The following is a 25,250-nucleotide window of genomic DNA, read 5'->3' as shown; positions in this document are numbered from 1 at the left end:
GCGAATCAATGTGAGGTCTGTGCTCATGACACCTTACCTACGTCACCGCACATTCTCTGTGAAGCTCCAAATTCTCTGAGATCCAATTTTCTGTGTATGTTCTCACTTGAACCCTGAGATTGTTGGGGTTCTCAGCGGGTGAGTTTGCTACCTAATGCCGCGAATGTCTGGTAAGAAGAAGGGGAGATGGCGGCGTGGATGGACACGCGAGAATCGACAGCTGGATATAGTCGGGGCTGAGGTAGAGCTTCCAGCAATCCTAGGTATCGGCTTCGGCCGCTGAGCCAGTACATGCCCCTAGCCGGTTTCGAGTCCGGCCCATCTCATCCCCTCGCCAAGCCTCTATCCCCCGTCCTTCGATGCGGGAACGGAGAGGGCATGTAGCCTCACAATCTCATCTGATGCTGCCTGCATCGCGGCCAAGCGGTCGCAGTGGCGCTGACGTTCGATCGTCCCCGGCTTGGTCATATCGTCGTTTGCTGCGGTCGTCCTGGCGTACGCAAGAGCCTCCAAGGGCTCGTCGCTGATCAGACGGCCCGCCACCGGCTCGGCTAAGGGCTTGGCGGCCTCGTAGGAGAGAATTGCCGCGCGCACATCTGCTATCCATGCGTCTCGGTCTGGCGTTAGCATCTTGTCCAGTGTCGTCGCAGGCCAGCCATTTGCGGCGCGTCGAGCATTGAGCGCGGCGGTCGCGGCGACGTAAAGCGCCTTCTCGTCTATCATGGTCATGGGCTCTCTCTATTGGAGCGGGCGCGGATTGCGGCGGCGACGGCGTCTGATAGCGGGTCTCCCTCCCAATCCGCAGGCATGCACTGACGCCATTCGCCATGCCGAGCAATGACCGCCTCCAGCGCGGCTTCTGCGGTGAGGGCGCGGCGCTCGGATAGAACGGCGCTCTTCTTGGCGTTGAACACGTTGGTCTTGAGCATGTCGGCCCATTCGCGAACGGCCTTCGGGCTTTGGAACTCAGACCCGCCCGGCGTCACTGCCTGGAAAGCCGAGCGCCACGCGATGGTCTCCTGCCGCTCCCTCGCCAGTTCGGCGGTCAGGCGGGCGAGGGCGTCGGCGGCTTCGCGGATCAATTTGACCGCGTCGTAAAGCACGCGATGCGGGTTATTCGCCCAATTTTCAGCGTGAAAGGTTTCGCCAACGACCTCCCCGGCAGGGGCGATATGCATAGCTGTGGCTTCGCTCAACAGCCTCGCCACCAGCGCCTCGACTTCCATCGCGGCTATCTCAGACATCGGAGGGCTCCTTCAATCTAAACGAGGATCGCCGGTTGGGCGCATCGCCCGAACCAAGCTTTCATTTTGAGCCTGCCTCTCGGCCGGCGTCAGATGGTGAATTGAGGAGACATCCAACAACTCAGCAAACGTCGGCTTGCGCCCGAGCGCCTTTGTCAGATTAGCAACGCGCTCACCCCAGGTTATGGCTGTCTCAGACATCGGAAGCTCCCGTCTTTTCTTCGCCCGCGAGGGAGAGGGCTTGGTCAATGAAGTCCACCATCGTTTCGTTGCCGGCAGGCATCCACACCGTGCAGGCGATCGAGTGGGTGTTGACCTCATGCGTGACGGCGTCGCGAACGGAAACCAGCGCCTGCCTCATCCGATCCAGCTTGGCGCGGAGGTCCGCGATCTCGGCTTCGGAGGACGGGGGCTTGGCGGATGCGGAGACACGTTCCGCACATTTGACCGCAAGGCCCCACGCTCCGTAAGGCACGCCGCCGACCATAATCGTGCGGCTCGCGGATGCCACTCCAAATTCTTCTCTCTCTTCGCTCATAGTGCTGAACCTTCGGAGAGAGCGCGATGGCCGGCCGGGGTGATGCTAACGTCTCGCTGCCGCCATGTCTGACCACGGTGCCGATAACGTTCCCATTGCCCAACCCGGACCAAGCCGCGCGCTTCCAATGGGCGGATGCTTTTCAACTCGTGGCCCTCTTCCTCAACGGCCTTTTCAATCGAAAGAAGCCGCAAAACACGCAAATTGTCCTTAGTCAGCTTCTCCATCACTTCCCCCCTTCCGAGACAGACAGGGCGGCGCGGGCAAGCCTCTGCACGTGGGGGCGCTCCGGTATTCCCCAGGCGCCGCCAAAGGTCGCCATCTCGTAAGCCTCGACCTCATCTGTCTCTGCCTGCCCGTCAGCGAAACAGCCGTCGCACAGCAAGTTAGAGCCGGATGACCATGTCGCCTTCAGCGTCGCCGTTCCATGGCAACGATCACAGCCGGCGCTCGTCAGCTTCTCGTCCATCGTTCATTCTCCTGAGCTGGTACGGGAGAGGGCGGGCGACTTGCAGCCCCACGGCGACACCGAAACGCGGATGCAGCGGTCACCCTCGCGATAGGCGCGGCGCCATGCGTGCATAGGGGTCCGTTCGCTGGAAAGAGCCCAGGCCTTGACGAAGCTCAGGATCGCATCCTTGCGCGTCGATCGCGTGTGGCAAGCCAGAATAAACGGGCGCGGTGTGCCGTTTGACCATGCCACCGACCACGCGAACTCCGGCTCGTACAGATCCGTCTCGCTCATCGTCCTTCATCCTTCTGGGGTGGGGAAGGGGGCGAGGCGTTGAACCGTTCGATCGCCTCGGCCATCTTCTGCTTGCGCGCGGCCTCGGCTTCCGGGTCCAGCCGGTAAAGGATCGGGCGCGACGGCCATAGATCGCCCGCGTCCGCGATCCACCACCTGCCGTTCGGCCAATCGCCCTCGTATTGGCACCGATGGATGCCTGTACTCCCGGCCTCGATGGCGTCAAATTCCGAGCCGTCCTTCGGGCAGTAGATCGCGTCGCTCCACCCGAGTTGCCGTAACCGCTCGTATGCGCGCCCCAACTCGCGCAGCGCGTCGCCTTCGGTCGGCATGTCGGCGGCCAGCTTTGCGGACGATGCCTCGCACGCATCCCAGAGCGCCTTGGCTTCATCAGCGGTCAAGGCGACGCGTGAGCCGTCAGCAAGTCGGGCCAAACCTGAGAATTCACCGGTCATAGCGCTTGTCCTTCCCGCCGATCTGGAATTTCCGACCGAACACGATGACGCTCCATTCGCGGGTCTCATGCTCATACGGCTTGTGTCCGAGCACGATCCGCAGCCGAGCCCACATGGGCCAAGGCGCGGGCTTGTCGCGATAATCCAAGCGCCCAAACGTCCAAGCCCGGTTGCCGATGCGCAGCGAAAGGCCCGCGATCTCATACTGGGCGAACGAATAATCCGGGCTCGTGTATTTGAAGAAAAACGTCTTCATGCGCCGCCTCGCTTGCGTTGTTTCTGTATGTCGGATATTCTGCCGGAACCGAACCGAACTGTCAAATTAAAAGCTATCGGAAAATAGGCCCGGTGATCAAAAAAACAGAGCCCGAAAAGCGCGATAGAGGCCGCCCAAGGTTGGCTGGAGGCGAGCCGCAAAGCTCCGTCCTCACTCGTATGCCCACTGCCTTGCTTGCGCGCATCAAGGCCGCAGCCGGAACCATGACTGTCGCCGCCTTCATCCGCTCCGCCATCGAGCGCGAATTAACCAGGCGCGAGAGGAAGGGTTAGGGGCGGGACGCCTAGCGCGTCGTCATTCTGACGCGGGCGAATTCCCCAATAGTCTCAATGCGGGGGATTTCAGGGAACGTGTGAGAATTGAGCGCGGTTTTGCTCGATTCTCCGGGGCCTTCTAAGCTGCTGGTCGCTGGTTCGAATCCAGCCGGGCTCGCCATTCTCTTCAGTCCAGGCGAAGACGCTTTCTCGCCTCGCGGCTTATCCACGCTCTCTTGCCTCGCCGCCGCCGTCGCGTTTGAGGCGCGACGCACACTCCCCGTTGGCAGGACGCGAATCTGCGGCGTCTGCGCGATTCCTCCTGCTCCGCGAAGCCGCGCGGAACATGATGGTCAAACCCCATCCGGTCTGACATTCTGGCGACAGCTCCCATCAGAGGGGCGTCAAGGGAGAGGTATTGTTATGGAACGCAGAGCATTGCTCAAAGGCGTCGGTGCGCTTGCCGCCACCGTCGCTGCTCCCGCCATTGTCCGGGCGCAGACCGCGCCGACACTGGTCGGTGCAGTGCAGTTCGGGGACGCGCACCCCTTCACGCAGGGGCTCCTCAAATTCGAGGAGCGGGTGAAGGCGCTGTACAACAAGCCGGTCAACTTCACCCTGCACAAGGATTCCTCGCTCGGTCTCGAAAAGCAGTATTTCGAGTACATGGCGCAGGGGAAGAACGTCGATTACGCGATCGTGTCGCCCGCCCATATGTCGACCTTCTCCAAGGCCGCGCCCTTCATCGACGCGCCCTTCGTCTTCCGCGATTTCGCCCATATGGAAGCGGTGGTGAACAAGGGCCTGCTGAACCCGATCGCCGACGAGATCGAGAAGAAGGCCGGCGTGCGACTGATCGGCTTTGGCGGAGGCGGCGTGCGTAACCTCTTCGCCAACAAGGCGCTGAAGAACGTGGCCGAGATCAAGAGCCTGAAGGTCCGGGTCCAGGGCGCGCCGATCTGGTCGCGCAGCTTCGCGGCTATCGGCATGTCGCCGACCGTCATCGCCTATAACGAGATCTACAACGCCATCCAGAACAACGTCATCTCGGCGGCCGAGAACGAGGCGGCCGGTATCGAGCAGATGAAGTTCTTCGAGGTCGCGCCCAACGTCCTGATGACGCAGCACGCGGTCTCGGTCCGGCCGATCTGCTTCTCGATGAAGACCATGGCGAGCCTGCCCAAAGACCTGCAGGACGCCGTGATCCAGGCCGGCAAGGAAGCGGCCGACTATGAGCGCAAGGTGGAGTCGGGCGGCGATTCCGAGATCCTCGCCAGGCTCGAGGCGGCAGGCCGGCTGAAGCGGATTCCGTTCGAGGACCGCCCCACCATGCAGAAGCTCGCCGAGCCGATTATGCAGGCCTATGCGAAGGAAATCGACGCCAGCGGTATTCAGACCGCCATCGCCGGCGTCTGAACTCCTCAGCTCCGATCCCGCCGACCCTGGGCGCGTCTGCGTCCAAGGCTTTGCCTTTGCACGCGGAACCCATTCATGAATGCCTCTCTGTCTGACAGGCCCAGCCTGTGGCGGCGCATGACGGCTGCCTATTCTGAAGTCCTTTCGATCGTCGTCGTGCTGTCTGTCGGCATCCTGGTGGTGCCCGTGATGTTGCAGATCATCTCGCGCTACACCGACCTGATCCCGTCCTATATCTGGACTGAAGAGCTCGCCCGTTTCCTGTTCATCTGGACGGTCATGATCGGCGCCATCCTCGGCGTCCGCGACAGCGCGCATTTCGACGTCGATCTGCTGCCAAATCTGGGCGCGAGGGGCGATGCATTCATGCGCATCGTCGCCAGGCTCGGCGTGCTCACGATCGCCCTGGTTTTCGTCACCGGCGGCATCGAGTTCACCAAATTCGCCTGGAACCGGACCTCCGAACTCGCCGACCTGCCGCTCTGGCTCATCCATATCGCCTGGCCGATCACGGGGCTGAGCTGGATCGTCTTCCTCGGCGAGCAGTTCACCGACGATCTGCGCGTCCTCTTCGGAAAGACCCTGAGCCCATGACCGGCAGCGTTCTCTCCTCGGGGCAGGCGGCCTCCATCCTGTTCGGCTGTTTCTTCCTCGGCCTTTTCCTGCGTATCCCGGTCGCCTTCGCGCTCGGCTTGGCGTGCCTGCCAATCCTGATTATCGAGCCCAGGCTCGATTCGATGACGCTGATGAGCGAGACGTTCAACGCGTTCAATTCCTTCATCCTGCTTGCCGTGCCGTTCTTCCTGCTGACGGCCAATCTGATGAATGTGGGCGGGGTGACGGACCGGCTGATGAGCCTGTCGCGGGCACTCGTCGGGCATTTCCCGGGGGGGCTCGCGCAGATCAACGTGGTCCTGTCGTTCTTCTTCGCCGGCATCTCGGGTTCGTCGACGGCCGACGCCGCGAGTCAGTCTAAGATCTTCATCGAGGCGCAGCGCAAGGAAGGCTACGACGACAGCTTTTCGGTGGCGATCACCGCCGTCTCGGCGGTGCTGGCGGTCATCATCCCGCCCTCGATCCTGATGATCGTCTGGGGCGGCATCCTCACGACTTCGATCGGCGCACTGTTCCTGGCCGGCGTCATCCCCGGCCTGCTGATCGGCGTGGCGCAGATGGCGACGGTGCATGCCTATGCGGTCAGGCGCGGTTACCCGACCTATCAGCGATCCACCATCCGACAGGTGTTCAAGGCTTTCGAGCATTCGATGCTGGCGCTTCTGACGCCGGGCATCATCATCGGCGGCAAGGTGTTCGGTTGGTTCACCGCGACCGAGTCGGCGGCGATCGCGGTGGTCTATGCGGGTTTCCTGTCGCTCATCGTCTATCGCGAGATGAACCTGAAAGGGCTCTATGCGGCCCTGCTCGATACCGGCAAACTCGCCGGCGTCACGCTGTTTTGCGTCGGGACCGCATCCGCCTTCGGCTGGCTCATGGCGTATTACAAGATGCCGCAGGCGATCCTCGCCGGCGTCTCGGCCTGGGGCATGGGCTTTTACGAGACCGGCTTCTTCATCGCCGGCGCCTTCCTGCTGGTCGGCTGCTTCCTTGACGCCATTCCCGCGATCATCATCGTCGGGCCGATCCTTGCGCCGCTGGCCAAGACGGTGATGATGGACCCTGTCCATTTCGCGATGATCGGCATCGTCAGCCTCGCCTTCGGGCTGGTGACGCCGCCCTATGGCCTGTGCCTGATGATCGCTTGTTCGGTCGCTGGCATCAGTATGCGCTCGGCGATCAAGGACACGATGATCATGCTCATGCCGATGCTGATCGTGCTCGCCCTGATCATCATGTGGCCGAAGGTCTCGCTGTTCCTGCCGAGCCTGATTTCGCCGGAGTTCCTGAACTGACCGGATGTGCTGGGGCCGGCGCGGATGGCACCGGCCGCTGGGCTCGCCGCGCGGGGAGCACGACAGCCCCTTGGATTTTTTGGCCGCTCAATCCTCCTGGCCCCAGTTCCGCAAGCGCCTGATCGCTGCGGCTGGATCCGCCGGGCGGCGCCGCCAGAGACCGCGAACGAGCCCGAGCGCGAAGAACAGCCCAAAGCTCGGCAGGGCGACGGCGACCGGCGCGGTGACGACGCCCATGGCGCAACCGCCGGAATCGCCGACGCCGCATTTCGGATCGAAGACCAGCGCGGCGAAGACGGCCAGCACGGCCAGCAGGGGGCCGAGCAGCAGACCCCAGAGACCGGCGCGCAACGCTTCGGCAAACATCCGGCCCATCGCTGATCCCCTGGTGCAGCGGCAGGTTATCAAGCCCGATGTCGCCTGTCATGACGAGGCCGGAGCGCCGGGCTGCGCTTGCCGCGACGCAGCATGCAGCGTAAACCGCGCCGGCCGCTCTTGTGGCGGCCGCGCCTTGATCGTGCCTGAAAGGTCCGTCATCGCGCCGTGAGCTTTGCGGGGACAGCCGGTCCCGTCATTCCCGGCTTCAGGACAGGCGCGACCCGCCCCGGTCGCGAGGATTTCACCATGCTGTCGCTCAGTCCCGCGCTCGACCGTCTCGCGGCCATGGCCTCCGCCAGCCATGCCCGCGCCTGCGCGCTGCTTCTGCTGTTGTCGCTCGCGGCCTTCCTGCCGGGGTTCCACACGCTGCAGCCGCTCGACCGCGACGAACCGCGCTTCGCCCAGGCCAGCAAGCAGATGCTGGAGACGCGCGACTTCGTCGACATCCGCTTCCAGGACGAGGCGCGCCACAAGAAGCCTGTCGGCATCTACTGGCTGCAGAGCGCGACGGTGTCGGCTGGCGAAGCACTCGGCGTGCCGGCCGCTCGCACGCAGATCTGGCTCTACCGCATCCCCTCGCTGATCGGCGCCGTCGCCACCGTCCTGCTCAGCTACTGGGCGCTGCTCGCCTTTGTCGGCCCGCGACTGGCCCTTCTGGGCGCGGCCCTGATGGCGGGCACGGTGCTGCTGGGCGTCGAGGCGCGCATCGCCAAGACCGATGCGATGCTGGCGGCGTGTGCCGTCGCGACCATGGGGGCGCTGGCACGAACCTGGCTCGACTGGACGCGCTCGCTCGCCTTCGTGCCGAGTTCGCGCAACTGGCTTGTGTTCTGGGCGGCGACCGCGCTCGGACTGCTGCTCAAGGGGCCGATCGTGCCGATGGTCTGGGGCCTGGCCATCCTCGTCCTGAGCATCCGGGAGCGCGGCTTTCGCTGGCTCAAGCCCCTTCGCTTCGGACCGGGCCTGTTGCTGTGTCTCGTGGTCGTGCTGCCCTGGTTCGTCGCCATCGCGCTGAAGACCGGCGGCAGCTTCTTTGCCGAGAGCGTCGGCCAGGACATGCTCGGCAAGGTCGCCGAGGGGCAGGAGAAGCATTGGGGGCCGCCGGGGCTCTACCTTTTGATCTTCTTCGGCACCTATTGGCCCGCCGCCGCTTTTGCGGCCATGGCCATTCCCTTCGCCTGGGTCCGGCGTCGCGAGCCGCAGGTGCTTTTCCTGCTCGCCTGGATCATCCCGTCCTGGATCGTGTTCGAGGCGGTGCCGACAAAGCTCCCGCATTATGTCCTGCCGCTCTACCCGGCCGTCACGGCGCTGCTGCTGCTCGCGCTCGTCAATGGCGGCATCGACCGCTTCCGGCGCGGCGCGGTCGCCACCGCCTTGCTCGTCGTGCTGCTGCCGCTCGCGCTGATCGGCGTGATCATCGGGGCGAACTGGTCGCTCGATGGAACCTTGCCCTATACCGCGCTGCCCTTCCTCGCGCTGACGCTGCTGGTCGCGATTAGTGTCGTCGCGGCCTTCCGGCGCAGCGATTTCGAGGGCGCGCTCTGGCGCTGCGTACTGGCGAGCCTGCTGCTGGGCATCGGCGTGTATGGCTTTGCGATCGAGAGCCTGCGCTCGCTCAAGCTGTCGCCGCGCCTCGCCGAGGCGGCACGGTCGGTCGGCTGCGCCGATCCCGCGGTGATGACGGTCGGCTATCGCGAGCCGAGCCTGGTCTTCCTCACGGGGACGAACCTGGCCATGGGCATCGATGGCGCGGCAGCCGCGACCTTCCTGAACCAGCCCGGCTGCCGCATCGCTTTCGTCGAGACGCGCTATGCCGCCGGTTTCCAGACCGCCACGGCCCAGTCCGGCCTGACGCCGCGCCTGATCACGACGATCCGGGGCTTCAATCTGAACGGTGGCCGACGGCTCGAGATGGCGGTCTATGCCCGGCCTTGAGGCCGATCCCGATGCGCCGCGCCTGATGAGCCGCCGAAAGTTTCTTGCCCTGTCCGCCTCCCTGACGCAGGTTGCGGGCCGTTTTCCCGGATGATCCTCTGTTGACCGATCCCTCTTCGCTGACCGACCCCGTCCCAGCCGCGCCGATCCTCAGCGTGGTCGTTCCCGTCCGCAACGAGGTCGGCAATGTCGGACCGCTGCTGGCCGATATCGAGATGGCCTGCACGCCTCTCGGCGCCTTCGAGGTGGTCTTCGTCAATGACGGCTCGAGCGACGGCACGCCCGCAGCGCTGACCGCGCTCGCCGCCACCCGACCCTGGCTGCGCATCGTCACCCATGCGCAGTCCTGCGGACAGAGCGCGGCGGTGCGCAGCGGCGTCCGCCATGCCCAGGCGCCGATCGTCGCCACGCTCGACGGCGACGGCCAGAATGATCCCGCCTTCCTGCCGGCGATGCTGGAAGCCCTGCGGACAGCGGGGATGCAGGCGGGGCTCGTCCAGGGCCAGCGCGTCGGGCGCAAGGACACCGGATTCAAGAAACTGCAGTCGCGCATCGCCAACGGCGTGCGCGGCCGGCTGCTCAAGGACGGCACGCGCGACGCGGGCTGCGGCCTGAAATGCTTCCGACGTGAGGCCTATCTGGCGTTGCCCTATTTCGATGCGCTGCACCGCTTCATGCCGGCGCTGATGGTGCGCGAGGGCTATACGGTCGTTCATGTCGATGTGCGCGACCGGCCGCGCCTGACCGGCGTCTCGAATTACGGCTTTTTCGACCGGCTCTGGGTCGGCATTCTCGATCTCGTCGGAGTCTGGTGGCTGATCCGCCGCCGCAAGCGCGTGCCGCGGATCGTCACGGAGGCACAATCGTGATCATCTCGATCGGGCATGCGATCTCGGACTATATCTACGACGTGTTCGTCTTGAAGTTCGACTTCTGGCTCGCCTTCGGCATCGTGGCGCAGCTCCTGTTCACCGCGCGATTCCTCGTGCAGTGGCTGGCCAGCGAGCGCGAGGGCAACTCGGTGATGCCGCTGTCGTTCTGGTATTTCTCGATGGCGGGCGGACTGATGACGCTGATCTATGGCATCGTCCGGCGGGAGCCGATCATCATCATGGGCCAGGCGCTCGCGATGGTGATCTACACCCGCAATCTCGTGCTGATCTTCCGGAACAAGCGCCGCCAGCGTGGCGCCTGAAGCGCTAAGCCTCTTCCGTCATTGCGAGCGTAGCGAAGCAATCCAGGAGACGTCGAGCGCGCTGCTCTGGATTGCTTCGCTACGCTCGCAATGACGTCAGACCGCAGCGCGCAAGCGGGCGAAGCCGGCGTCGAGATCGGCCTTGAGGTCGTCGAGGTCTTCCAGCCCAATATGGATGCGCACCGTCGGGCCCTTGAAGCCCGGCGTCGTCGCGGTGCGATAGGTCTTGCAGTCGAAGGGCAGGACAAGGCTCTCATAGCCGCCCCAGGACGCACCCATGCCGAACAGGGTGAGCCCGTCCAGCATCGCCGCCACCGCATCCATCGAGACCGGCGCCAGCTCGAACCCGAAGAGCGATGACGCGCCGGTGAAGTCGCGCTTCCAGATGGCATGGCCGAGGTCGTCGGGCAGGGCAGGGTGCATCACCCGGGCGACCTCGGGTCGCTGGCTCAGCCACTGCGCCATGGCAATCCCGGCCGGCATCTGCTCCTTCAAGCGGATCGCCATGGTGCGCATGCCGCGCAGCGTCAGGAAGGCATCTTCCGGCGCAATGATGATGCCGAGCTGTTCCCAGCTTGCGCGCAACTGCTTGTAAAGTTCGGGCGTCCGCGCCGAGACCGTGCCGATCAATACGTCGGAATGGCCGGCATAGTATTTCGTGCCGGCCTGGATCGAGACATCGACGCCGGCCTTGTGGCTGTCGAAGAACAGCGGCGTCGCCCAGGTGTTGTCCATCATCACCAGGATGTCGCGGGCATGCGCCGCGGCCACGATCGCCGGGATGTCCTGCATCTCGAAGGTCTGCGAGCCCGGCGCCTCGGTCCAAACGGCCTTGGTATTCGCCTTGAACAGCGTCTCGATGCCGGCACCGATCGTCGGATCGTAATAGGTCGTCTCGACGCCCATGCGCCTCAGCATCGTCTCGCAGAAGTTGCGTGTCGGCCGATAGACGCTGTCGGTCACCAGGACGTGATCGCCGGCCGACAGGAAGGCGAGGAAGGGCAGGGTGCAGGCGAGCAGGCCCGAAGGCGTGATGACGGTTCCGGCGCCGCCCTCGATCGTGTTGCAGGCCGCGACCAGCGCGTCGATCGTCGGATTGCCTTGCGTGCCATAGGTGTAGCGCGCCTTGCGGGCGAGAAAATCCGCCGTGTTGGGATAGACCACGGTCGAGCCGCGCACGATCGGCGGATTGACGAAGCCGTAGCTGTCGGCAGGGTCGCGGCCAGCCATAACGAGGCGGGTTCTTTCGCCCAGACGCGCGAAATCGGATGCGGGCAGCTTCTTCATGGAACCTGGAGGCGTAGGCGTGGCGGAGCGAGGTCAGGCTTGACCACCCCCACAAACTCGCATGTGATGTATGCAGCAGACAAGGGGCGCCGCGAGCCTGGAGCCTTGCTTGACGCTCATGCGGGGCTCTGGCAATCGAGCGAATGGACGTCGCTTATTTTCTGTGCAAACGCGCAGACCCGAATTGGCGGCGACGGAACCGATAACGGCCTGCCGGCCGAGGCCGAGCAGGAGACCTCAGTGGGAGAGATTTCAATGAAGAAAATCATGGCAGCAGCGATTGCAGGGCTCGGCCTGGCATTCGTGGCCTCGGGCGTGTCGGCACAAGCGCCGTCCACCCTGGCTCAGGTCAAGCAGCGCAACATCCTCAACTGCGGCTCGAACACCGGCCTCGCCGGCTTCGGCGTGCCGGACGCCCAGGGCAACTGGCAGGGCCTCGATGTCGAGTACTGCCGCGCGGTCGCGGCGGCGATCTTCAACGACCCGGCCAAGGTCAAGTTCATCCCGCTCTCGGCCAAGGACCGCTTCACGGCGCTTCAGTCTGGCGAGGTCGATCTGCTCGTCCGCAACTCGACCTGGACGATGACGCGCGACGCGGCGCTGGGCATCCTGTTCACGGGCGTGAACTATTATGACGGCCAGGGTTTCATGGTCCGCAAGAAGCTCGGCGTCACGTCGGCGCTGCAGCTGTCGGGCGCATCGGTGTGCACCCAGCAGGGGACGACGACCGAGCTCAACCTCGCCGACTATTTCCGCGCCAACAACCTGAAATACGAGGTGGTCGCCTTTGCCTCGTCCGACGAAACGGTCAAGGCCTATGACGCCGGCCGCTGCGACGCCTTCACCACCGACGCCTCGGGCCTCTATGCCGAGCGCCTGAAGCTGACGGCGCCCGACGAGCATATCGTGCTGCCGGAGATCATCTCCAAGGAGCCGCTCGGCCCGTCTGTCCGCAACAACGATCCGGCCTGGTTCAACCTGGTGAAGTGGGTTCACTACGCCATGCTGAACGCTGAGGAACTTGGCGTGACCAAGGCCAATGTCGACGAAATGATGAAGTCCCCCAACCCCGAGATCAAGCGTCTGCTCGGTACCGAGGGCAAGTTCGGCGAGACCATCGGCCTGACCACCGACTGGGTCTACCGGATCATCAAGCATGTCGGCAATTACGGCGAATCCTTCGAGAAGAACGTCGGCCAGGGGTCGCTCTTGAAGATCGCACGCGGCCAGAACGGTCTCTGGACGAAGGGTGGACTGCAATACGCTCCGCCGGTTCGCTAAGCTGATGTCGACGGGCGTCGGATCACACCGGCGCCCGTCATTTTGCCGGCTGTCGGGCCCAGGATGGGGCCAAAAGGAGGGGTGACAAGCGGTTAGCTTGGTCCAGGATTTGCAGGGCAACCGAGAACGGGCAGGAACCCGTTCCGCCAAACAGGGGAACAAGGCATGAAGAAAATTTTCGCTGCGGCGCTCGTCGCCGCCGCAACCACCGCTTTCGTCGGTGGCGCACAGGCTCAGACCGGGCTGCTCGCCCAGATCAAGACAAGGGGCACTCTGACCTGCGGCGTCGGCCCCGGCCTGGCAGGCTTCGGCATTCCCGATGCGCAGGGCGTCTGGAGCGGACTCGACGTCGATCTCTGCAAGGCACTGTCGGCGGCGATCTTCAACGACCCCAACAAGGTCAAGTACATCCCGCTGTCGTCGAAGGACCGCTTCACGGCGCTGCAGTCGGGCGAAGTCGATCTGCTCTCGCGCAACACCACCTGGACATTGTCGCGCGACACCTCGCTCGGGCTCAACTTCGCGGGCGTCAACTATTATGACGGCCAGGGCTTCATGGTCCGCAAGAAGCTCGGCGTCGAATCGGCGCTGAAGCTGGCGGGCGCATCGGTCTGCACCCAGCAGGGCACCACGACCGAGCTCAACCTCGCGGACTTCTTCCGCGCCAACAAGATGAAGTACGAGGTCGTCGCCTTCGCTTCGGCCGACGAGACGATCAAGGCCTATGAATCCGGACGCTGCGACGCCTTCACGACCGATTCCTCGGGCCTCTATGCCGAGCGCCTGAAGCTCTCCGTGCCGGCCGACCATATCGTGCTTCCCGAGATCATCTCGAAGGAGCCGCTGGGACCGGCGGTGCGCCATGGCGACGACCAGTGGCTGGACGTCGTCAAATGGACCTTCAACGCCATGCTGAACGCCGAGGAACTCGGCATCACCAAGGCCAATGTCGACGAGATGCTGAAATCGGAAAATCCCGAGATCAAGCGCTTCGTCGGCACCGAGGGCAAGTTCGGCGAGCCGATGGGGCTGTCCAACGACTGGGCCTACCGGATCGTCAAGCATGTCGGCAATTACGGCGAATCCTTCGAAAAGAACGTCGGTCAGGGCTCGCTTTTGAAGATCGCCCGCGGCCAGAACGCGCTCTGGACCAAGGGCGGGCTGCAATACGCCCCGCCGATCCGCTGATTGGCCGGCGCGGCGCCTCAGCGCGCCGCGCCGTCCCGGCAACGGCACGGACAACAGCACGACCGGCGGCGGTCCAGCGGCCACCGTCGGATCGCCGGCCGCAACATGCGACGAAGAGGGCGTAAAAGGTGTCGACCATCTCGACCGAGACCGCTCAGCCAGGCAAAGCCTCGCTGTTCTATGACCCCAGGATCAGGGGCTATGTCTACCAGTTCGCACTGATCGCGGTGGTCGGGTTCCTGATCTGGTCGGCCGCTTCCAACGCCATCGAGAATCTGCGGGCTCAGAAGATCGCGTCGGGCCTCGGCTTCTGGCACAACGCCGCCGGGTTCGACGTCAACCAGAAGCTGATCCCGTTCAGCGCGTCGGGCTCGACCTACGGCCAGGCGTTCTATGTCGGCCTGCTCAATACATTGCTCGTCGCCGCGATCGGCATCGTGCTCTCGACCTTCCTCGGCTTCTTCGTCGGCGTCTCCAGGCTCTCGAGCAATTGGGTGCTGTCGAAACTCGCGATGGTCTATGTCGAGGTCATCCGCAACCTGCCGCTGCTGCTGCAATTGTTCTTCTGGTACAATGCAGTGCTGAAGCCCTTGCCCGATGCGCGCAATTCGATCGCGCTGCCGGGCTCGATCTTCCTGAACAATCGCGGCCTGATTATGCCGAACCCGCAATTCGGGCCAGCGTTCGAGTATGTGGTGATCGCCTTCTTCGTCGCGATCGTCGCCGCCATCGCCTTTTATATCTGGTCGAAGAAGCAGCAGGAGCGCACCGGCACGCAGTATCCCAACGGCCTGATTTCGCTGGCGCTGATCATCGGCGTGCCGCTGCTGGTCTACTTCGCCGCCGGTCAGCCGCTGGCCTTCGAACTGCCGCAACAGGGCCGCTTCAACCTGACGGGCGGCCTGCAGATCTATCCCGAATTCGTCGCGCTCCTGATCGGCCTTACCACCTACACCGCCGGCTTCATCGCCGAGGTGGTGCGTGCCGGCATCCTGGCCGTCTCCAAGGGCCAGACGGAGGCCGCCAATGCGCTGGGTCTGCGCGCCGGGCCGACCTTGAAGCTCGTCGTGATCCCGCAGGCGATGCGCGTGATCATCCCGCCCTTGACCTCCAACTATCTCAACCTGACCAAGAACTCGTCGCTGGCCGTTGCGATCGGCTACCCCGATCTCGTCCAGGTCTTCACCGGGACGGTGCTGAACCAGACCGGCCAGGCGCTCGAGGTCGTGGCGATCACCATGGCGGTCTATCTCACGATTTCGCTCGTCACCTCCCTGTTCATGAACATCTACAACAAGCGCATGGCGCTGGTGGAACGGTGAGGGCGCCACGATGACCGACGCAACGCTCGAAAACGCTCCCTACGCCTTCGTCCGCAAGGAGACGCTGCAGCAGGAGGCCGCGCCGCTCTCGGTGGCCGGTCCCGTGGCCTGGATCCGGAACAACCTCTTCTCCGGGCCGGTCAACTCGCTGATGACGCTGGTCTGCCTTTACATCGTGGTGACCGCGGTGCCGGAACTGGTGCGCTTCTATTTCATCGATGCGGTCTGGAGCGGCACCAACCGCGACGCCTGCCTGCCCGAGAAGGTGGGTCGGCCCGTCGGTGCCTGTTGGGCCTATGTCGCGGATCGCTTCCAGTATTTCATCTATGGCTCCTACCCGATCCCGCAGCGCTGGCGGGTCAACATCGTCTTCGCGATGTTCGCGCTCGGCGTCGTCTGGATGCTGTGGGACAGCGCGCCGCTCAAGAAGGTCGGCGCCTTCTTCTTCTTCGTGATGTTGCCCATCAGCGCCTATCTGCTGCTGCTCGGGGGCGACGGCGCCGAGACCTTCCTGCGCTTTCTGATCCTGCTGACATTCGCGCTGGCGGTGCTCTATCTCGTGCTGTCCTTCGTGCCGAGCCTCGCCCGCTTCTGGACGGGACCAGCGCTCCTGGCGGTCGAGGAGGCGGCGCCGCCCTGGCAGCGCTTCTACCGGCCCAAGCGGCTGATCCTGATGGCCATGGTCGTCTTCGGCCTGATCGCGGTGCTGGCCAATGTCGTCGGCCTGCCCAGGGTCGATACCGGCCTGTGGGGCGGCATGATGGTGACCTTCCTGATCGCGGCGGTCGGCATCGTGTTCTCGCTGCCTCTGGGCGTGGTCCTGGCTCTCGGGCGCCGCTCGAAGCTGCCGATCATCCAGCTCCTCTCGGTGATCTTCATCGAGTTTGTGCGCGGCGTCCCGCTCATCACAGTGCTGTTCATGGCCAACACCATGCTGCCGCTGTTCGTGCCGCAGGAGTATTCGCCCGACCGGCTGCTGCGTCCGCTGATCGGCGTCGCGCTGTTTGCCGCCGCCTATATGGCGGAGGTGATCCGCGGCGGCCTGCAGGCCATGCCGAAGGGCCAGTACGAGGGCGCGATGTCGCTCGGCCTGGGCTACTGGCAGATGATGCGGCTGATCATCCTGCCTCAGGCGTTGCGGATCGTGATCCCGGGCATCGTCAATACCTTCATCGGGTTGTTCAAGGATACGACGCTGGTCACCATCGTCGGCATCTTCGACTTCCTGCGCACCATCGAGGCGACCCTGGTCGATCCGACCTGGGCGACGCCGACCACGCGCGCGACGGGCTATGCCTTCGCCGCGATCTTCTATTTCCTGTGCTGCTGGGGCATGTCGCGCTACTCGATCGCGGTCGAGAGACGCCTCGCAGCCGGCCAAAAGCGTTGAAAGGATCCGTGATCATGGCAATGGCAGACCTCAAGACCTCCGACCGCCCGGCTGCTTTGAAGCAGACCTCGCTGAACACGGCGACCGCCGTCGAGATGATCGGCGTCAACAAGTGGTATGGCGAGTTCCACGTGCTGCGCGACATCAACCTGAAGGTCTCGCGGGGCGAGAAGCTGGTGATCTGCGGGCCGTCGGGCTCAGGCAAATCGACGATGATCCGCTGCATCAACCGGCTGGAGGAGCACCAGAAGGGCTCGATCATCGTCGACGGCACCGAACTGACCAACGATCTCAAGAAGATCGACGAGATCCGCCGCGACGTCGGCATGGTCTTCCAGCATTTCAACCTGTTCCCGCATCTGACGATCCTCGAGAACCTGACGCTGGCGCCGATCTGGGTCCGCAAGATGCCCAAGAAGGACGCTGAGGAGATCGGCATGCACTATCTCAAGCGCGTCAAGATTCCCGAGCAGGCCCACAAATATCCGGGTCAGTTGTCGGGCGGCCAGCAGCAGCGCGTGGCGATTGCGCGCTCGCTGTGCATGAGCCCCAAGATCATGCTGTTCGACGAGCCGACCTCGGCGCTCGACCCCGAAATGGTCAAGGAGGTGCTCGACACCATGGTCTCGCTCGCCGACGAGGGCATGACCATGCTCTGCGTCACCCATGAGATGGGCTTCGCCCGTCAGGTCGCCGACCGTGTGATCTTCATGGATGCCGGCCAGATCGTCGAGATGAACGAGCCCAACGAGTTCTTCAAGAACCCGCAGCACGAGCGCACCAAGTTGTTCCTCTCACAGATCCTGCACTGAGGCGCAGATAAAGAAGCAGCGCCATCGACGCAGCCTGCCCGCAGTGACACGGGCAGGCTGCGGTCTCGATAACCCAGCGGGCGGCAGCGATCGATGCCGTTTGGGAACAATCGACCTGACCAAAGGTTCTCCTCCCACATCGGAGGATCACCATGAAGCTCTTTATCCCCGCCCTTTTGACAGCAATGATGGCTACCAGCGGCGCCTACGCCCAGTCGATCGGCATCGGTCCCGGCGGTGTTCAAATCGACCCGCGCACGCCGCGTGACCGCGCCATTGAGCGTGATATCCGGCGCGAGGATCGAGCCCGCGAACGCTATCGCGACCAGCGCGCTCGCGATCGCGGCGATTGCCGGACCGTGACGACCGTGCGCGAGACGCGCCGCGGCGAAGTCCGTGAGACGCAACGCATCTGCGATTGATCGTCTTGGATCAATCAAAAATAGCCCGCCGCGCGATCTGCGCGGCGGGCTTTTTCATGAATAGCGGTTCGGGCGGAAGCTTACTTCCCGTCACGCGCCTTCACGGCGGCGTCCGGGAAGTCGGAGAACAGCCCGTCGATCCCCAGCGCCAGATAGGCCTTGTACTCGGCGGCCGGATCGCCCTTGAAATCGGAAGCGAGGCGCTTGGGCTCGCTGCGGAAGGTCCAGCTATGGACCAGGAGCCCCGCCGCATGCGCGTTCTTGACGACGTCGGTCGCGGGTAGCAGGACGCGGTCGCGCTCGTCGATGGCGCCGTCCTTGTTGAGATCCTGCGGCTTGCCGTCATCGCCCAGCACCTGCTTGCCCGCCATCAGATAGGGCTTCCACGGCGCGATGATGTCGGCATAGGTCGCGACCTCCTTCAGGCCCTCGGCGGTGACAAGGTCTTTGAAGGTGCGCTTGTCGCCGGTCACGACGAAGTCGTAGGGCTTGTCGAAGGGGGCTGCGAGGACGATGCCGCCATCCTTGTCGACGTCGTCGGCATCGACGAGCTGCGACAGCCGGACCTGGGTCTTGCCGCGCAGGTAGCGGAGATTGGCGGTCTCGAAGCTCTGGATGATGACGGGCGAAGATTTCTCGGTCCACCCTGCGCGTTTCAACGCCTCGAGCAGGCGCTCCTCGATCGGCAGCCCGATGGCGGCATGGAAGATCGAATGCTTGACCTCAGGATAGACGCCGATGGTGCGGCCGAGGCGGGCGCTTTCCGACTTGGCGAGAGCGACGATCTCATCGAAGGTCGGGATCTCGTATTTGCCGTTATGCGACTGGTCGCGATCGGCGAAGGCCTGCTTGGCCCGCAGCGTCTTGATTTCAGCCAGGGTGAAATCGCCGGCGAACCAGTCATTGGTCTCGATGCCGTCGAGCTTGCGGATCGTCTTGCGGCTGGCGAATTCAGGGCGGGTCGCGACGTCGGTCGTGCCGCTCATCACCGGCTCGTGCCGGGCGATCAGGACGCCATCCTTGGTCGCGACCAGATCGGGCTCGATGAAATCGGCGCCCAGCTCGATCGCGAGCTTGTAGGATTCCAGCGTGTGCTCGGGGCGGTAGCCGCTGGCGCCGCGATGGCCGACGATCAGCGGCTTCTGTCCCGACAGCGTCGGGGTGGCGGCTTGCGCCAGCGCGGTCTCGGGCGCAGTGGCAAAGCCGAGGCAGGCGGCGAGGCCGGCCGATAGCAGGGTCTTGGTCATCATCGCATCACTCCTTGGTCGCGTCGTTTCCGGGCAGACCCTGGGCGGATGATGTGACAGGCGGTTGAACGCCCGAGGGGCCTCCCCGCGGCCGGTGCGCGAGGAGGCGAAGCCTCAGCGACGTGGGCCGTTCTCGAGCGTGGTCTTGGCGTCGAGGCGCTTGCCGGGCGGCGGGGTCAGGTCGGGAGCAGGCGCCGTGGCGCAGGCGGCGAGCGCGAGCGCAAGGACGGAAGCGAGAACGATTTGGCTGGCGCGCTGCATGGACCGTGACCTTTTGTTGCAAGAGGCAGTTGCCTCGTGTTTCAGCCTGTGGAAGGACCGCGTCAAGAGTATGTCGTCGTAGGCGCCATGATCATGCGTCATGCTCGACTTCGTCCGATCTCGATATGGACCGCATCAGAGCCTGAGCAGGCGATGCGTCCGGTTCCGGAATTCGCCATCATGAGCCGTTCAACGACATGACGCCCGCAGCCCGCATCAGCGCCGCCATCGAGGTGCTGGAAGACCTGATCTCGCGCCGCCGCCCGGCTGCCGACGCGCTCAAGGACTGGGGCCTGTCGCGCCGCTTCGCCGGCTCGAAAGACCGTGCCGCGATCGCCTCGCTGGTCTATGACGCGCTGCGCCGCAAGGCCTCCAGCGCTTATGTCATGGGCTCCGAGGCGCCGCGCGCGCTCGTGCTCGGCATGCTGGCGCGGCTGCGCGGCCTGGGTCTGGAGGAGATCGCCTCGCTGTTTTCCGGCGAGGGCCACGCCCCGGCGCCGCTCGAAGGCGAGGAGGTCGACCGTCTGGTCGCGCTTTCGCTGACCGGCGCGCCGGACTGGGTCCGCGCCGACGTGCCGGACTGGCTCTGGCCGGCTTTTGCCGCGGCGTTCGGAGCCGAGGCCGTAGCGGAGGGCGAGGCCTTGAGCGGTCGCGCGCCGATCGACATTCGCGCCAACCGGCTCAAGGCCACGCGCGCTGCCTTGATGGTCGATTTCGCCCATGCCGCGCCGGAGGCTGGAGCCTGGTCGCCCGACGCGCTGCGCTTCCAGCCGGGCCATGACGGGCGCGGGCCGTCGCTGCAATCGGAGCCTGCGTTCTTTTCCGGCGGCTTCGAAATCCAGGACGAGGGCTCGCAACTCGTCACGCTGCTCGCTGGAGCAAAGCCCGGTCAGACCGTGGTCGACCTTTGCGCCGGCGCCGGCGGCAAGACGCTGGCGCTGGCGGCGCTGATGGCCAATCAGGGGCGGCTCTTCGCCACCGACCTTGATGCCCGCCGCCTGGGGCCGCTGCATGAGCGGCTGGCGCGCTCGGGGGCGGCAAACGTCGAGATCCGGATTCCGCGCTCGCGCGGCCATGAGCCGCTGGCCGATATCGAGGCACAGGCTGATCTCGTCCTCGTCGACGCGCCCTGCACGGGCTCGGGCACATGGCGGCGCAATCCCGATGCCAAATGGCGGGTGCGGCCGGGCGCGCTGGCCGAGCGCGTCAAGGACCAGGCCGAGGTTCTGGCGCGCGCCGCGCGGCTGGTGAAACTGGGTGGCCGGATCGCGTATATCACCTGCTCGGTGTTGCCCGACGAGAACGACGCGGCCATCTCCGCCTTCCTGGCGCGGCAGACCGGCTTCGCCGCCGTGCCGCTCGCAGAGGTGCTGGCATCGGAGGAGGGAGATTTCAGCCTGCTGGCGCGTTTTGCGACGGTGCATGGGGTGCAGTTCTCGCCGCGGCGCACGGGCACGGACGGTTTCTATCTGGCTTGCGTGCAGCGCGGGGCCTGATCCGCCAAACAGGCCGTTGCACGCCATCGCGCGATGGCTTAACCGAGCGCGATGACGAGCGAAACGCATCACGACTCCATCCTCATCATCGACTTCGGCTCGCAGGTGACGCAACTCATCGCGCGGCGCATCCGCGAGATCGGCGTGTATTGCGAGATCGCGCCGTTCCAGTCGGCCTCAGAGGCCTTCCAGAGGCTGAAGCCCAAGGGCGTGATCTTCTCTGGCGGACCGGCCTCGGTGCCCGACGAAGGCTCGCCGCGCGCGCCGCAGGAGGTGTTCTCGACCGGGCTGCCGGTGCTGGGCATCTGCTATGGCCAGCAGACCATGGCGGAGCAACTGGGCGGAAAGGTCGAGAGCGGCCATGCTGCGGAATTCGGCCGCGCCGATGTCGAGATCGTCACGCCGTCGGCGCTGTTCGAGGGCGTCTGGGAGGAGGGCGGCCGCTACCCCGTCTGGATGAGCCATGGCGACCGCGTCACGCAGTTGCCCGCGGGCTTCACCGTCAAGGCGACCTCGGAAAACGCGCCTTATGCGGTGGCGAGCGACGAGGCGCGGCGCTTCTACTCGACGATGTTCCACCCCGAGGTGGTGCACACGCCCGATGGCGGCAAGCTCCTGCGTAACTTCGTCGTCACCATCTGCGGCTGCACGCCGGACTGGAGCATGTCGGCCTATCGCGCCGAGATGCAGAAGAAGATCCGCGACCAGGTCGGTTCGGGCCGCGTCATCTGCGGATTGTCGGGCGGCGTCGATTCCGCCGTGGCGGCCGTGCTGATCCATGAGGCGATCGGCGACCAGCTCACCTGCGTCTTCGTCGACCACGGGCTGATGCGGATGAACGAGGCGGAGGAGGTCGTGCGCCTGTTCCGCGACCACTACAACATCCCGCTGGTTCATGTTGAGGCGGAAGAGCTTTTCCTGTCCGAACTCGCCAAATGCGGCTCCGATCCGGAAGCCAAGCGCAAGACCATCGGCCGGCTCTTCATCGACGTCTTCGATGCCGAGGCTGCCAAGATCGGCGGCGCGGACTTCCTGGCGCAGGGCACGCTCTATCCCGACGTGATCGAGAGCGTCTCGTTCAGCGGCGGTCCGTCCGTGACCATCAAGTCCCACCACAATGTCGGCGGCCTGCCCGAGCGCATGAAGATGAAGCTCGTCGAGCCGCTGCGCGAGCTGTTCAAGGACGAGGTCCGGGTGCTCGGCCGCGAGCTCGGCCTGCCGGAAGCCTTCGTCGGCCGTCATCCCTTCCCGGGGCCAGGCCTCGCGATCCGCTGCCCCGGCGAAATCACCAAAGAGAAGCTCGACATCCTGCGCAAGGCCGATGCGATCTATCTTGACGAGATCCGCAAGGCCGGGCTCTACGACGTGATCTGGCAGGCCTTCGCTGTGCTGCTGCCGGTGCGCACCGTCGGCGTGATGGGCGACTATCGCACCTACGACCATGTCTGCGCGCTCCGCGCCGTCACCTCGGTCGACGGCATGACGGCAGATTTCTACCCCTACGACATGGCCTTCCTCGGCCGCACGGCGACGCGCATCATCAACGAGGTCAAGGGCATCAACCGCGTCGTCTACGACGTGACGAGCAAGCCGCCCGGCACGATTGAGTGGGAGTGAACTAGGGTGGTTTCAGACCATCCCGCGCCGTGCCAGAAATCGCCAGATCCTTCTGACTACCAAGGACTTTCATCCCAACCCCGTATCACTGCATATCCCCCCAGCCCGGCCACTTTGTTGGTAGCGATGTTGGTATGGCGCAGGATGGCCAAGACGGGCTTTCGCTACCAACACTCCCTTTGTTGGTATCCGTTCGCCCCCTGACCGGATGCGGATCTTTGGGCGATCTCACGGTCAAAGACTGAAAAACCTCAAGCCAAAGGCCGAGCTCTACAAGGTGACGGACCGCGACGGGATGCACCGGATCGCGGCTGCTTACAACCTCAACCGCTATCTAGCCGAGCGCAAGATCATGCTTCAATGCTGGGCTGACATGCTCGATGCCTGAGTGAAGGGCGAGTTTGCCAAAGAGCTGATCACCGACGCGAAGCAGCGCGCCGCCGAGATTCACGACGACGAGTTGGACGACGACCTCTGAACTACGCGCGGCTTGCGTGCATTTTCTCCGCCGCCTCTGGTGGCCGCCAGCCGGTTGGATTGGCTATCCAACAATCGATATCGGATTCGTGCCAGCCGGTGCCGTTCATGCTGACTTTTAGCTGGGCTGGGAACGTGCCCTCGACGATCTTGCGGAAGATGGTTGAGCGACTGAGGCCGGTGCGGGCCGGAACGGTCCTTAGACGGACGATACGGTCTGCTACGAGCATGGTCGGGTTGCCTCCTGCTGGATGCTTTTGACATTGCAGGTGCTAGTCTAAAGCCGATCATCTCGCGCAGCACATCCACGTCGCGGCTCTTCTCCAGCAGCCCGCCCAGGTTCATTATTGCGTCTGTCATCGGGGATCATTCGGCTCAAGGCTGGCGTTCGCAAACCAAACCTAACCGGCAATCACCGATGACTTCCTCAGCTACACCACGCTATGGGACACGACCAATACGGTCGGTTTAGCGGCTTTTTTTACTTTTCTCGGGTCAACAAGCGCGCGCCATGGGGGTTGTCGATTAGCATTTTCCACGATCCGTCCGCTTGGTGACGCAGCACGGCAACGGACAGCCCGGACTGCCGGATTTCCTGTCCGTCCGGCGTGTGTGCTACCATTTGCCAGGGCGCGATATGGACAGCTGTGTCGCCGCTTACCACCACCTCGTGGCCTGAATAGGTGAAGACCGGCTTGGCAGCCGCCATGCCTCCGAACACCTGCCGCAACTGCTGCTCGTCCGTAACAGGCTGGCCCGGCTCGAACACCACGGCGGCGCCGGGCTCATAGGCGTTCATCACTGCGTCGATATCATTCTTCTCGAACGCAGAGGTCATCTTGTCGACGGCCGCCTGAACCGCCGCTTCATCGCTATTCATGGTCTTTTCTCCTGTTTGATGTAGTTGAGAGGGAACGGGTTTTGCCTCCTTGGCGTGACCAATTTGTACTGAGGCTAGGCAAAGCAGTAGCGTGCACGCAAATGCGCGTTTCATGTTGTTTCTCCTTTTGTGGGTTGCTTTAGTGACTAGTCGGGCGGGTCGACGAGGCTCAATACTTTTGCGGCAAAGTCCTCCGGTGCGCGCAACGGCCCGGTCGCGCGCTGAAGCTTGACGGCGGCAAGCCCCGAATTGACGGCGCCGGCCATCACCTTTGCTGCCGCATAGCTGGGCGCTTCGCCGAAGGCGGCATAGGGTGCCGCGCCGAGCCGCCCACAGTTCAGCGCCGCAGGCAGCCGTCTTGGGCAGGAGCAAGGAGCGGTCGGGCTCGCCAGACCGCAATGCGCGGCGGTAAATTCCTGAACGCTGGCGCGCGCGCGCGAAAGTTGTTTTCGGAATGCCGCCGGCTCGATACCCAATATCAGCGCAGCCTCGGTATTTTCCATCTCCAACACTTCACCCAGCACATAGGTCGCGCGGTGCTTGCGATCGAGACACATCAGCATCGCCATAGTGCAGCGCAGACGCAGATCGTTCAGCATGACGTGATCCTCAGGCGAGGCCAAATTCTCATCAACGAGTCCGTCGATGAGATCCTGGCCAAAGGTCTCGAATGATAGGCCGGGATCGCGTGCAATGACCTTGCGCGCCGTCAGGAGGTAGTTCACCGCGACTTTGTGGACCCAAGTCTCGAAGCGGCTGTCGCCCTTGAACGTCGACAGCTTCGTGATAACCCGGATCAGAATTTCCTGCGTGGCGTCTTGCGCTGCTTCGGGATCAGCCAGCATGCGTATCGACAGCCGGAACACCTTGTCCTGGACGCCCTTCACCAACTCCGAGAGAGCGGCCGCATCGTCATCCTTTGCCTGACGGATGAGAATGTCCTTGTCTTCAACCAATGGAAACCTCCGCGAAATCACCTCGCTAATTCATTAGACATTAGCAGGGGGCAAGGTGTGACACCGAACTCGATTTTATTACGAGTGTTGGCGTCGGTCCCTCGCACGACGACCTATCCGCGCCTTTCGCAACGATCGATCAATCGTAACCGTCCGGTCTTGGCCGCCTTGCGCGGTAGGCGGCATTTCCCGGACGGTATGACCTTAAGTCTCGCTTTAAGGTCATGGCGATGGTTCGGGCGGAGGTTCTGGGCGCGATCGAGCGGC

Annotated in this window: 30 protein-coding genes; 14 read left to right on the top strand and 16 right to left on the bottom strand. The window is 64.0% G+C overall.

The annotated features are described in order from the left end of the window. Positions 1 to 342: 342 nt before the first annotated feature. The 9 genes from AE618_RS25905 to AE618_RS25880 are packed head-to-tail and all read right to left on the bottom strand — an operon-like array spanning position 343 to position 3,238. Positions 343 to 729: a hypothetical protein gene (locus AE618_RS25905; RefSeq protein WP_156330496.1), complete on the bottom strand. Its 387-nt coding sequence runs from the start codon at positions 727 to 729 to the stop codon at positions 343 to 345. Then, positions 726 to 1,244, bottom strand: coding sequence for a hypothetical protein (locus AE618_RS25900; RefSeq protein WP_054211950.1), 519 nt, complete (start codon positions 1,242 to 1,244; stop codon positions 726 to 728). Before AE618_RS25900 ends, AE618_RS25905 begins: the two co-directional genes overlap by 4 nt. A gap of 12 nt (positions 1,245 to 1,256) precedes the next feature. Further along, the gene (locus AE618_RS28310; protein WP_156330495.1) at positions 1,257 to 1,445 is read right to left on the bottom strand and encodes a hypothetical protein; all 189 of its coding nucleotides are present in this window, start codon (positions 1,443 to 1,445) and stop codon (positions 1,257 to 1,259) included. After that, positions 1,438 to 1,782, bottom strand: a complete 345-nt coding sequence (locus tag AE618_RS25895; protein WP_054211949.1) for a hypothetical protein — start codon at positions 1,780 to 1,782, stop codon at positions 1,438 to 1,440. The genes AE618_RS28310 and AE618_RS25895 overlap by 8 nt, the downstream gene beginning before the upstream one ends. Further along, entirely contained in the window at positions 1,779 to 2,009 is a 231-nt protein-coding gene (locus AE618_RS28305; RefSeq protein ID WP_156330494.1) for a hypothetical protein, read from the bottom strand. The genes AE618_RS25895 and AE618_RS28305 overlap by 4 nt, the downstream gene beginning before the upstream one ends. Further along, the gene (locus tag AE618_RS25890; RefSeq protein ID WP_054211948.1) at positions 2,009 to 2,251 is read right to left on the bottom strand and encodes a hypothetical protein; all 243 of its coding nucleotides are present in this window, start codon (positions 2,249 to 2,251) and stop codon (positions 2,009 to 2,011) included. The genes AE618_RS28305 and AE618_RS25890 overlap by 1 nt, the downstream gene beginning before the upstream one ends. Positions 2,252 to 2,254: 3 nt before the next feature. Beyond that, the gene (locus AE618_RS28300) at positions 2,255 to 2,527 is read right to left on the bottom strand and encodes a hypothetical protein (RefSeq protein WP_156330493.1); all 273 of its coding nucleotides are present in this window, start codon (positions 2,525 to 2,527) and stop codon (positions 2,255 to 2,257) included. After that, positions 2,524 to 2,982 (bottom strand): hypothetical protein, encoded by a 459-nt coding sequence (locus AE618_RS25885; protein WP_054211947.1) that lies wholly within the window; start codon positions 2,980 to 2,982, stop codon positions 2,524 to 2,526. Before AE618_RS25885 ends, AE618_RS28300 begins: the two co-directional genes overlap by 4 nt. Next, a complete protein-coding gene (locus AE618_RS25880; RefSeq protein ID WP_054211946.1) occupies positions 2,972 to 3,238 on the bottom strand; it encodes a hypothetical protein in 267 nt (88 codons plus the stop codon). The genes AE618_RS25885 and AE618_RS25880 overlap by 11 nt, the downstream gene beginning before the upstream one ends. A gap of 698 nt (positions 3,239 to 3,936) precedes the next feature. Here AE618_RS25880 and AE618_RS25875 point away from each other — a divergent pair. The 3 genes from AE618_RS25875 (at position 3,937) to AE618_RS25865 (ending at position 6,839) form a co-directional block, all read left to right on the top strand. Then, positions 3,937 to 4,929: a TRAP transporter substrate-binding protein gene (locus AE618_RS25875; protein WP_054211945.1), complete on the top strand. Its 993-nt coding sequence runs from the start codon at positions 3,937 to 3,939 to the stop codon at positions 4,927 to 4,929. Positions 4,930 to 5,004: 75 nt separating this feature from the next. After that, the gene (locus AE618_RS25870) at positions 5,005 to 5,523 is read left to right on the top strand and encodes a TRAP transporter small permease (protein ID WP_054211944.1); all 519 of its coding nucleotides are present in this window, start codon (positions 5,005 to 5,007) and stop codon (positions 5,521 to 5,523) included. Then, positions 5,520 to 6,839: a TRAP transporter large permease gene (locus tag AE618_RS25865; protein ID WP_054211943.1), complete on the top strand. Its 1,320-nt coding sequence runs from the start codon at positions 5,520 to 5,522 to the stop codon at positions 6,837 to 6,839. The genes AE618_RS25870 and AE618_RS25865 overlap by 4 nt, the downstream gene beginning before the upstream one ends. 87 nt (positions 6,840 to 6,926) lie before the next feature. On the opposite strand, the gene AE618_RS25860 is transcribed toward AE618_RS25865, so the two are convergent. Further along, positions 6,927 to 7,214 carry a hypothetical protein gene (locus tag AE618_RS25860; protein WP_054211942.1) on the bottom strand — a complete coding sequence of 96 codons (288 nt, stop codon included), beginning with the start codon at positions 7,212 to 7,214 and terminating at the stop codon, positions 6,927 to 6,929. A 249-nt stretch (positions 7,215 to 7,463) separates the two neighbouring features. Between AE618_RS25860 and AE618_RS25855 the strand changes: the two genes are divergently transcribed. From AE618_RS25855 to AE618_RS25845, 3 genes are all read left to right on the top strand, one after another. Next, on the top strand, positions 7,464 to 9,152 hold the full coding sequence (locus tag AE618_RS25855) for an ArnT family glycosyltransferase (protein ID WP_054211941.1): 1,689 nt from the start codon (positions 7,464 to 7,466) through the stop codon (positions 9,150 to 9,152). A 101-nt stretch (positions 9,153 to 9,253) separates the two neighbouring features. Beyond that, entirely contained in the window at positions 9,254 to 10,021 is a 768-nt protein-coding gene (locus AE618_RS25850; protein ID WP_248311026.1) for a glycosyltransferase family 2 protein, read from the top strand. After that, a complete protein-coding gene (locus tag AE618_RS25845) occupies positions 10,018 to 10,347 on the top strand; it encodes a lipid-A-disaccharide synthase N-terminal domain-containing protein (protein WP_054211940.1) in 330 nt (109 codons plus the stop codon). The genes AE618_RS25850 and AE618_RS25845 overlap by 4 nt, the downstream gene beginning before the upstream one ends. Positions 10,348 to 10,443: 96 nt before the next feature. Here AE618_RS25845 and metC read toward each other — a convergent pair whose 3' ends face one another. Beyond that, a complete protein-coding gene (gene metC / locus AE618_RS25840; RefSeq protein WP_054211939.1) occupies positions 10,444 to 11,634 on the bottom strand; it encodes a cystathionine beta-lyase in 1,191 nt (396 codons plus the stop codon). A gap of 267 nt (positions 11,635 to 11,901) precedes the next feature. Between metC and AE618_RS25835 the strand changes: the two genes are divergently transcribed. The 6 genes from AE618_RS25835 to AE618_RS25810 all read left to right on the top strand — a co-directional run bounded on the left by AE618_RS25835 (position 11,902) and on the right by AE618_RS25810 (position 18,049). After that, complete coding sequence (locus tag AE618_RS25835; RefSeq protein ID WP_432704529.1) at positions 11,902 to 12,915, top strand: amino acid ABC transporter substrate-binding protein; 1,014 nt, start codon at positions 11,902 to 11,904, stop codon at positions 12,913 to 12,915. A gap of 165 nt (positions 12,916 to 13,080) precedes the next feature. Beyond that, a complete protein-coding gene (locus AE618_RS25830; protein ID WP_054211937.1) occupies positions 13,081 to 14,103 on the top strand; it encodes an amino acid ABC transporter substrate-binding protein in 1,023 nt (340 codons plus the stop codon). 128 nt (positions 14,104 to 14,231) lie between these two features. Further along, positions 14,232 to 15,425 (top strand): amino acid ABC transporter permease, encoded by a 1,194-nt coding sequence (locus tag AE618_RS25825; protein WP_054211936.1) that lies wholly within the window; start codon positions 14,232 to 14,234, stop codon positions 15,423 to 15,425. 10 nt (positions 15,426 to 15,435) lie between these two features. Then, complete coding sequence (locus AE618_RS25820; RefSeq protein WP_054211935.1) at positions 15,436 to 16,815, top strand: amino acid ABC transporter permease; 1,380 nt, start codon at positions 15,436 to 15,438, stop codon at positions 16,813 to 16,815. 20 nt (positions 16,816 to 16,835) lie between these two features. Then, positions 16,836 to 17,627, top strand: coding sequence for an amino acid ABC transporter ATP-binding protein (locus tag AE618_RS25815; RefSeq protein WP_054211934.1), 792 nt, complete (start codon positions 16,836 to 16,838; stop codon positions 17,625 to 17,627). Positions 17,628 to 17,779: 152 nt separating this feature from the next. Continuing rightward, positions 17,780 to 18,049: a hypothetical protein gene (locus tag AE618_RS25810; RefSeq protein WP_156330492.1), complete on the top strand. Its 270-nt coding sequence runs from the start codon at positions 17,780 to 17,782 to the stop codon at positions 18,047 to 18,049. Between the two features lie 80 nt (positions 18,050 to 18,129). On the opposite strand, the gene AE618_RS25805 is transcribed toward AE618_RS25810, so the two are convergent. Both AE618_RS25805 and AE618_RS28645 read right to left on the bottom strand, forming a co-directional pair. Then, complete coding sequence (locus tag AE618_RS25805) at positions 18,130 to 19,299, bottom strand: glycerophosphodiester phosphodiesterase (RefSeq protein WP_054211932.1); 1,170 nt, start codon at positions 19,297 to 19,299, stop codon at positions 18,130 to 18,132. A 111-nt stretch (positions 19,300 to 19,410) separates the two neighbouring features. Next, positions 19,411 to 19,557, bottom strand: a complete 147-nt coding sequence (locus AE618_RS28645) for a hypothetical protein (protein ID WP_197280890.1) — start codon at positions 19,555 to 19,557, stop codon at positions 19,411 to 19,413. A gap of 197 nt (positions 19,558 to 19,754) precedes the next feature. Between AE618_RS28645 and AE618_RS25800 the strand changes: the two genes are divergently transcribed. Together AE618_RS25800 and guaA are read left to right on the top strand one after the other, a co-directional pair. Then, positions 19,755 to 21,053: an RsmB/NOP family class I SAM-dependent RNA methyltransferase gene (locus AE618_RS25800; protein WP_054211931.1), complete on the top strand. Its 1,299-nt coding sequence runs from the start codon at positions 19,755 to 19,757 to the stop codon at positions 21,051 to 21,053. A 51-nt stretch (positions 21,054 to 21,104) separates the two neighbouring features. Then, the gene (gene guaA / locus AE618_RS25795; RefSeq protein ID WP_054211930.1) at positions 21,105 to 22,670 is read left to right on the top strand and encodes a glutamine-hydrolyzing GMP synthase; all 1,566 of its coding nucleotides are present in this window, start codon (positions 21,105 to 21,107) and stop codon (positions 22,668 to 22,670) included. Positions 22,671 to 23,149: 479 nt separating this feature from the next. Here the strand turns inward: guaA and AE618_RS25785 are convergent, their stop codons facing one another. The 3 genes from AE618_RS25785 to AE618_RS25775 form a co-directional block, all read right to left on the bottom strand. Further along, complete coding sequence (locus tag AE618_RS25785; RefSeq protein ID WP_054211928.1) at positions 23,150 to 23,377, bottom strand: helix-turn-helix transcriptional regulator; 228 nt, start codon at positions 23,375 to 23,377, stop codon at positions 23,150 to 23,152. A 251-nt stretch (positions 23,378 to 23,628) separates the two neighbouring features. Then, positions 23,629 to 24,141, bottom strand: coding sequence for a YybH family protein (locus AE618_RS25780; protein ID WP_082365594.1), 513 nt, complete (start codon positions 24,139 to 24,141; stop codon positions 23,629 to 23,631). Between the two features lie 32 nt (positions 24,142 to 24,173). Further along, positions 24,174 to 24,983: an RNA polymerase sigma factor gene (locus tag AE618_RS25775; protein WP_054211926.1), complete on the bottom strand. Its 810-nt coding sequence runs from the start codon at positions 24,981 to 24,983 to the stop codon at positions 24,174 to 24,176. Between the last annotated feature and the right edge of the window lie 267 nt (positions 24,984 to 25,250).

The sequence above is a fragment of the Allobosea vaviloviae genome, assembly GCF_001298265.1.
Taxonomy (GTDB): Bacteria; Pseudomonadota; Alphaproteobacteria; order Rhizobiales; family Beijerinckiaceae; genus Allobosea; species Allobosea vaviloviae_B.
Note: the sequence above shows the minus strand (reverse complement) of the source record. Positions and strands in the feature narration are given on the sequence as shown.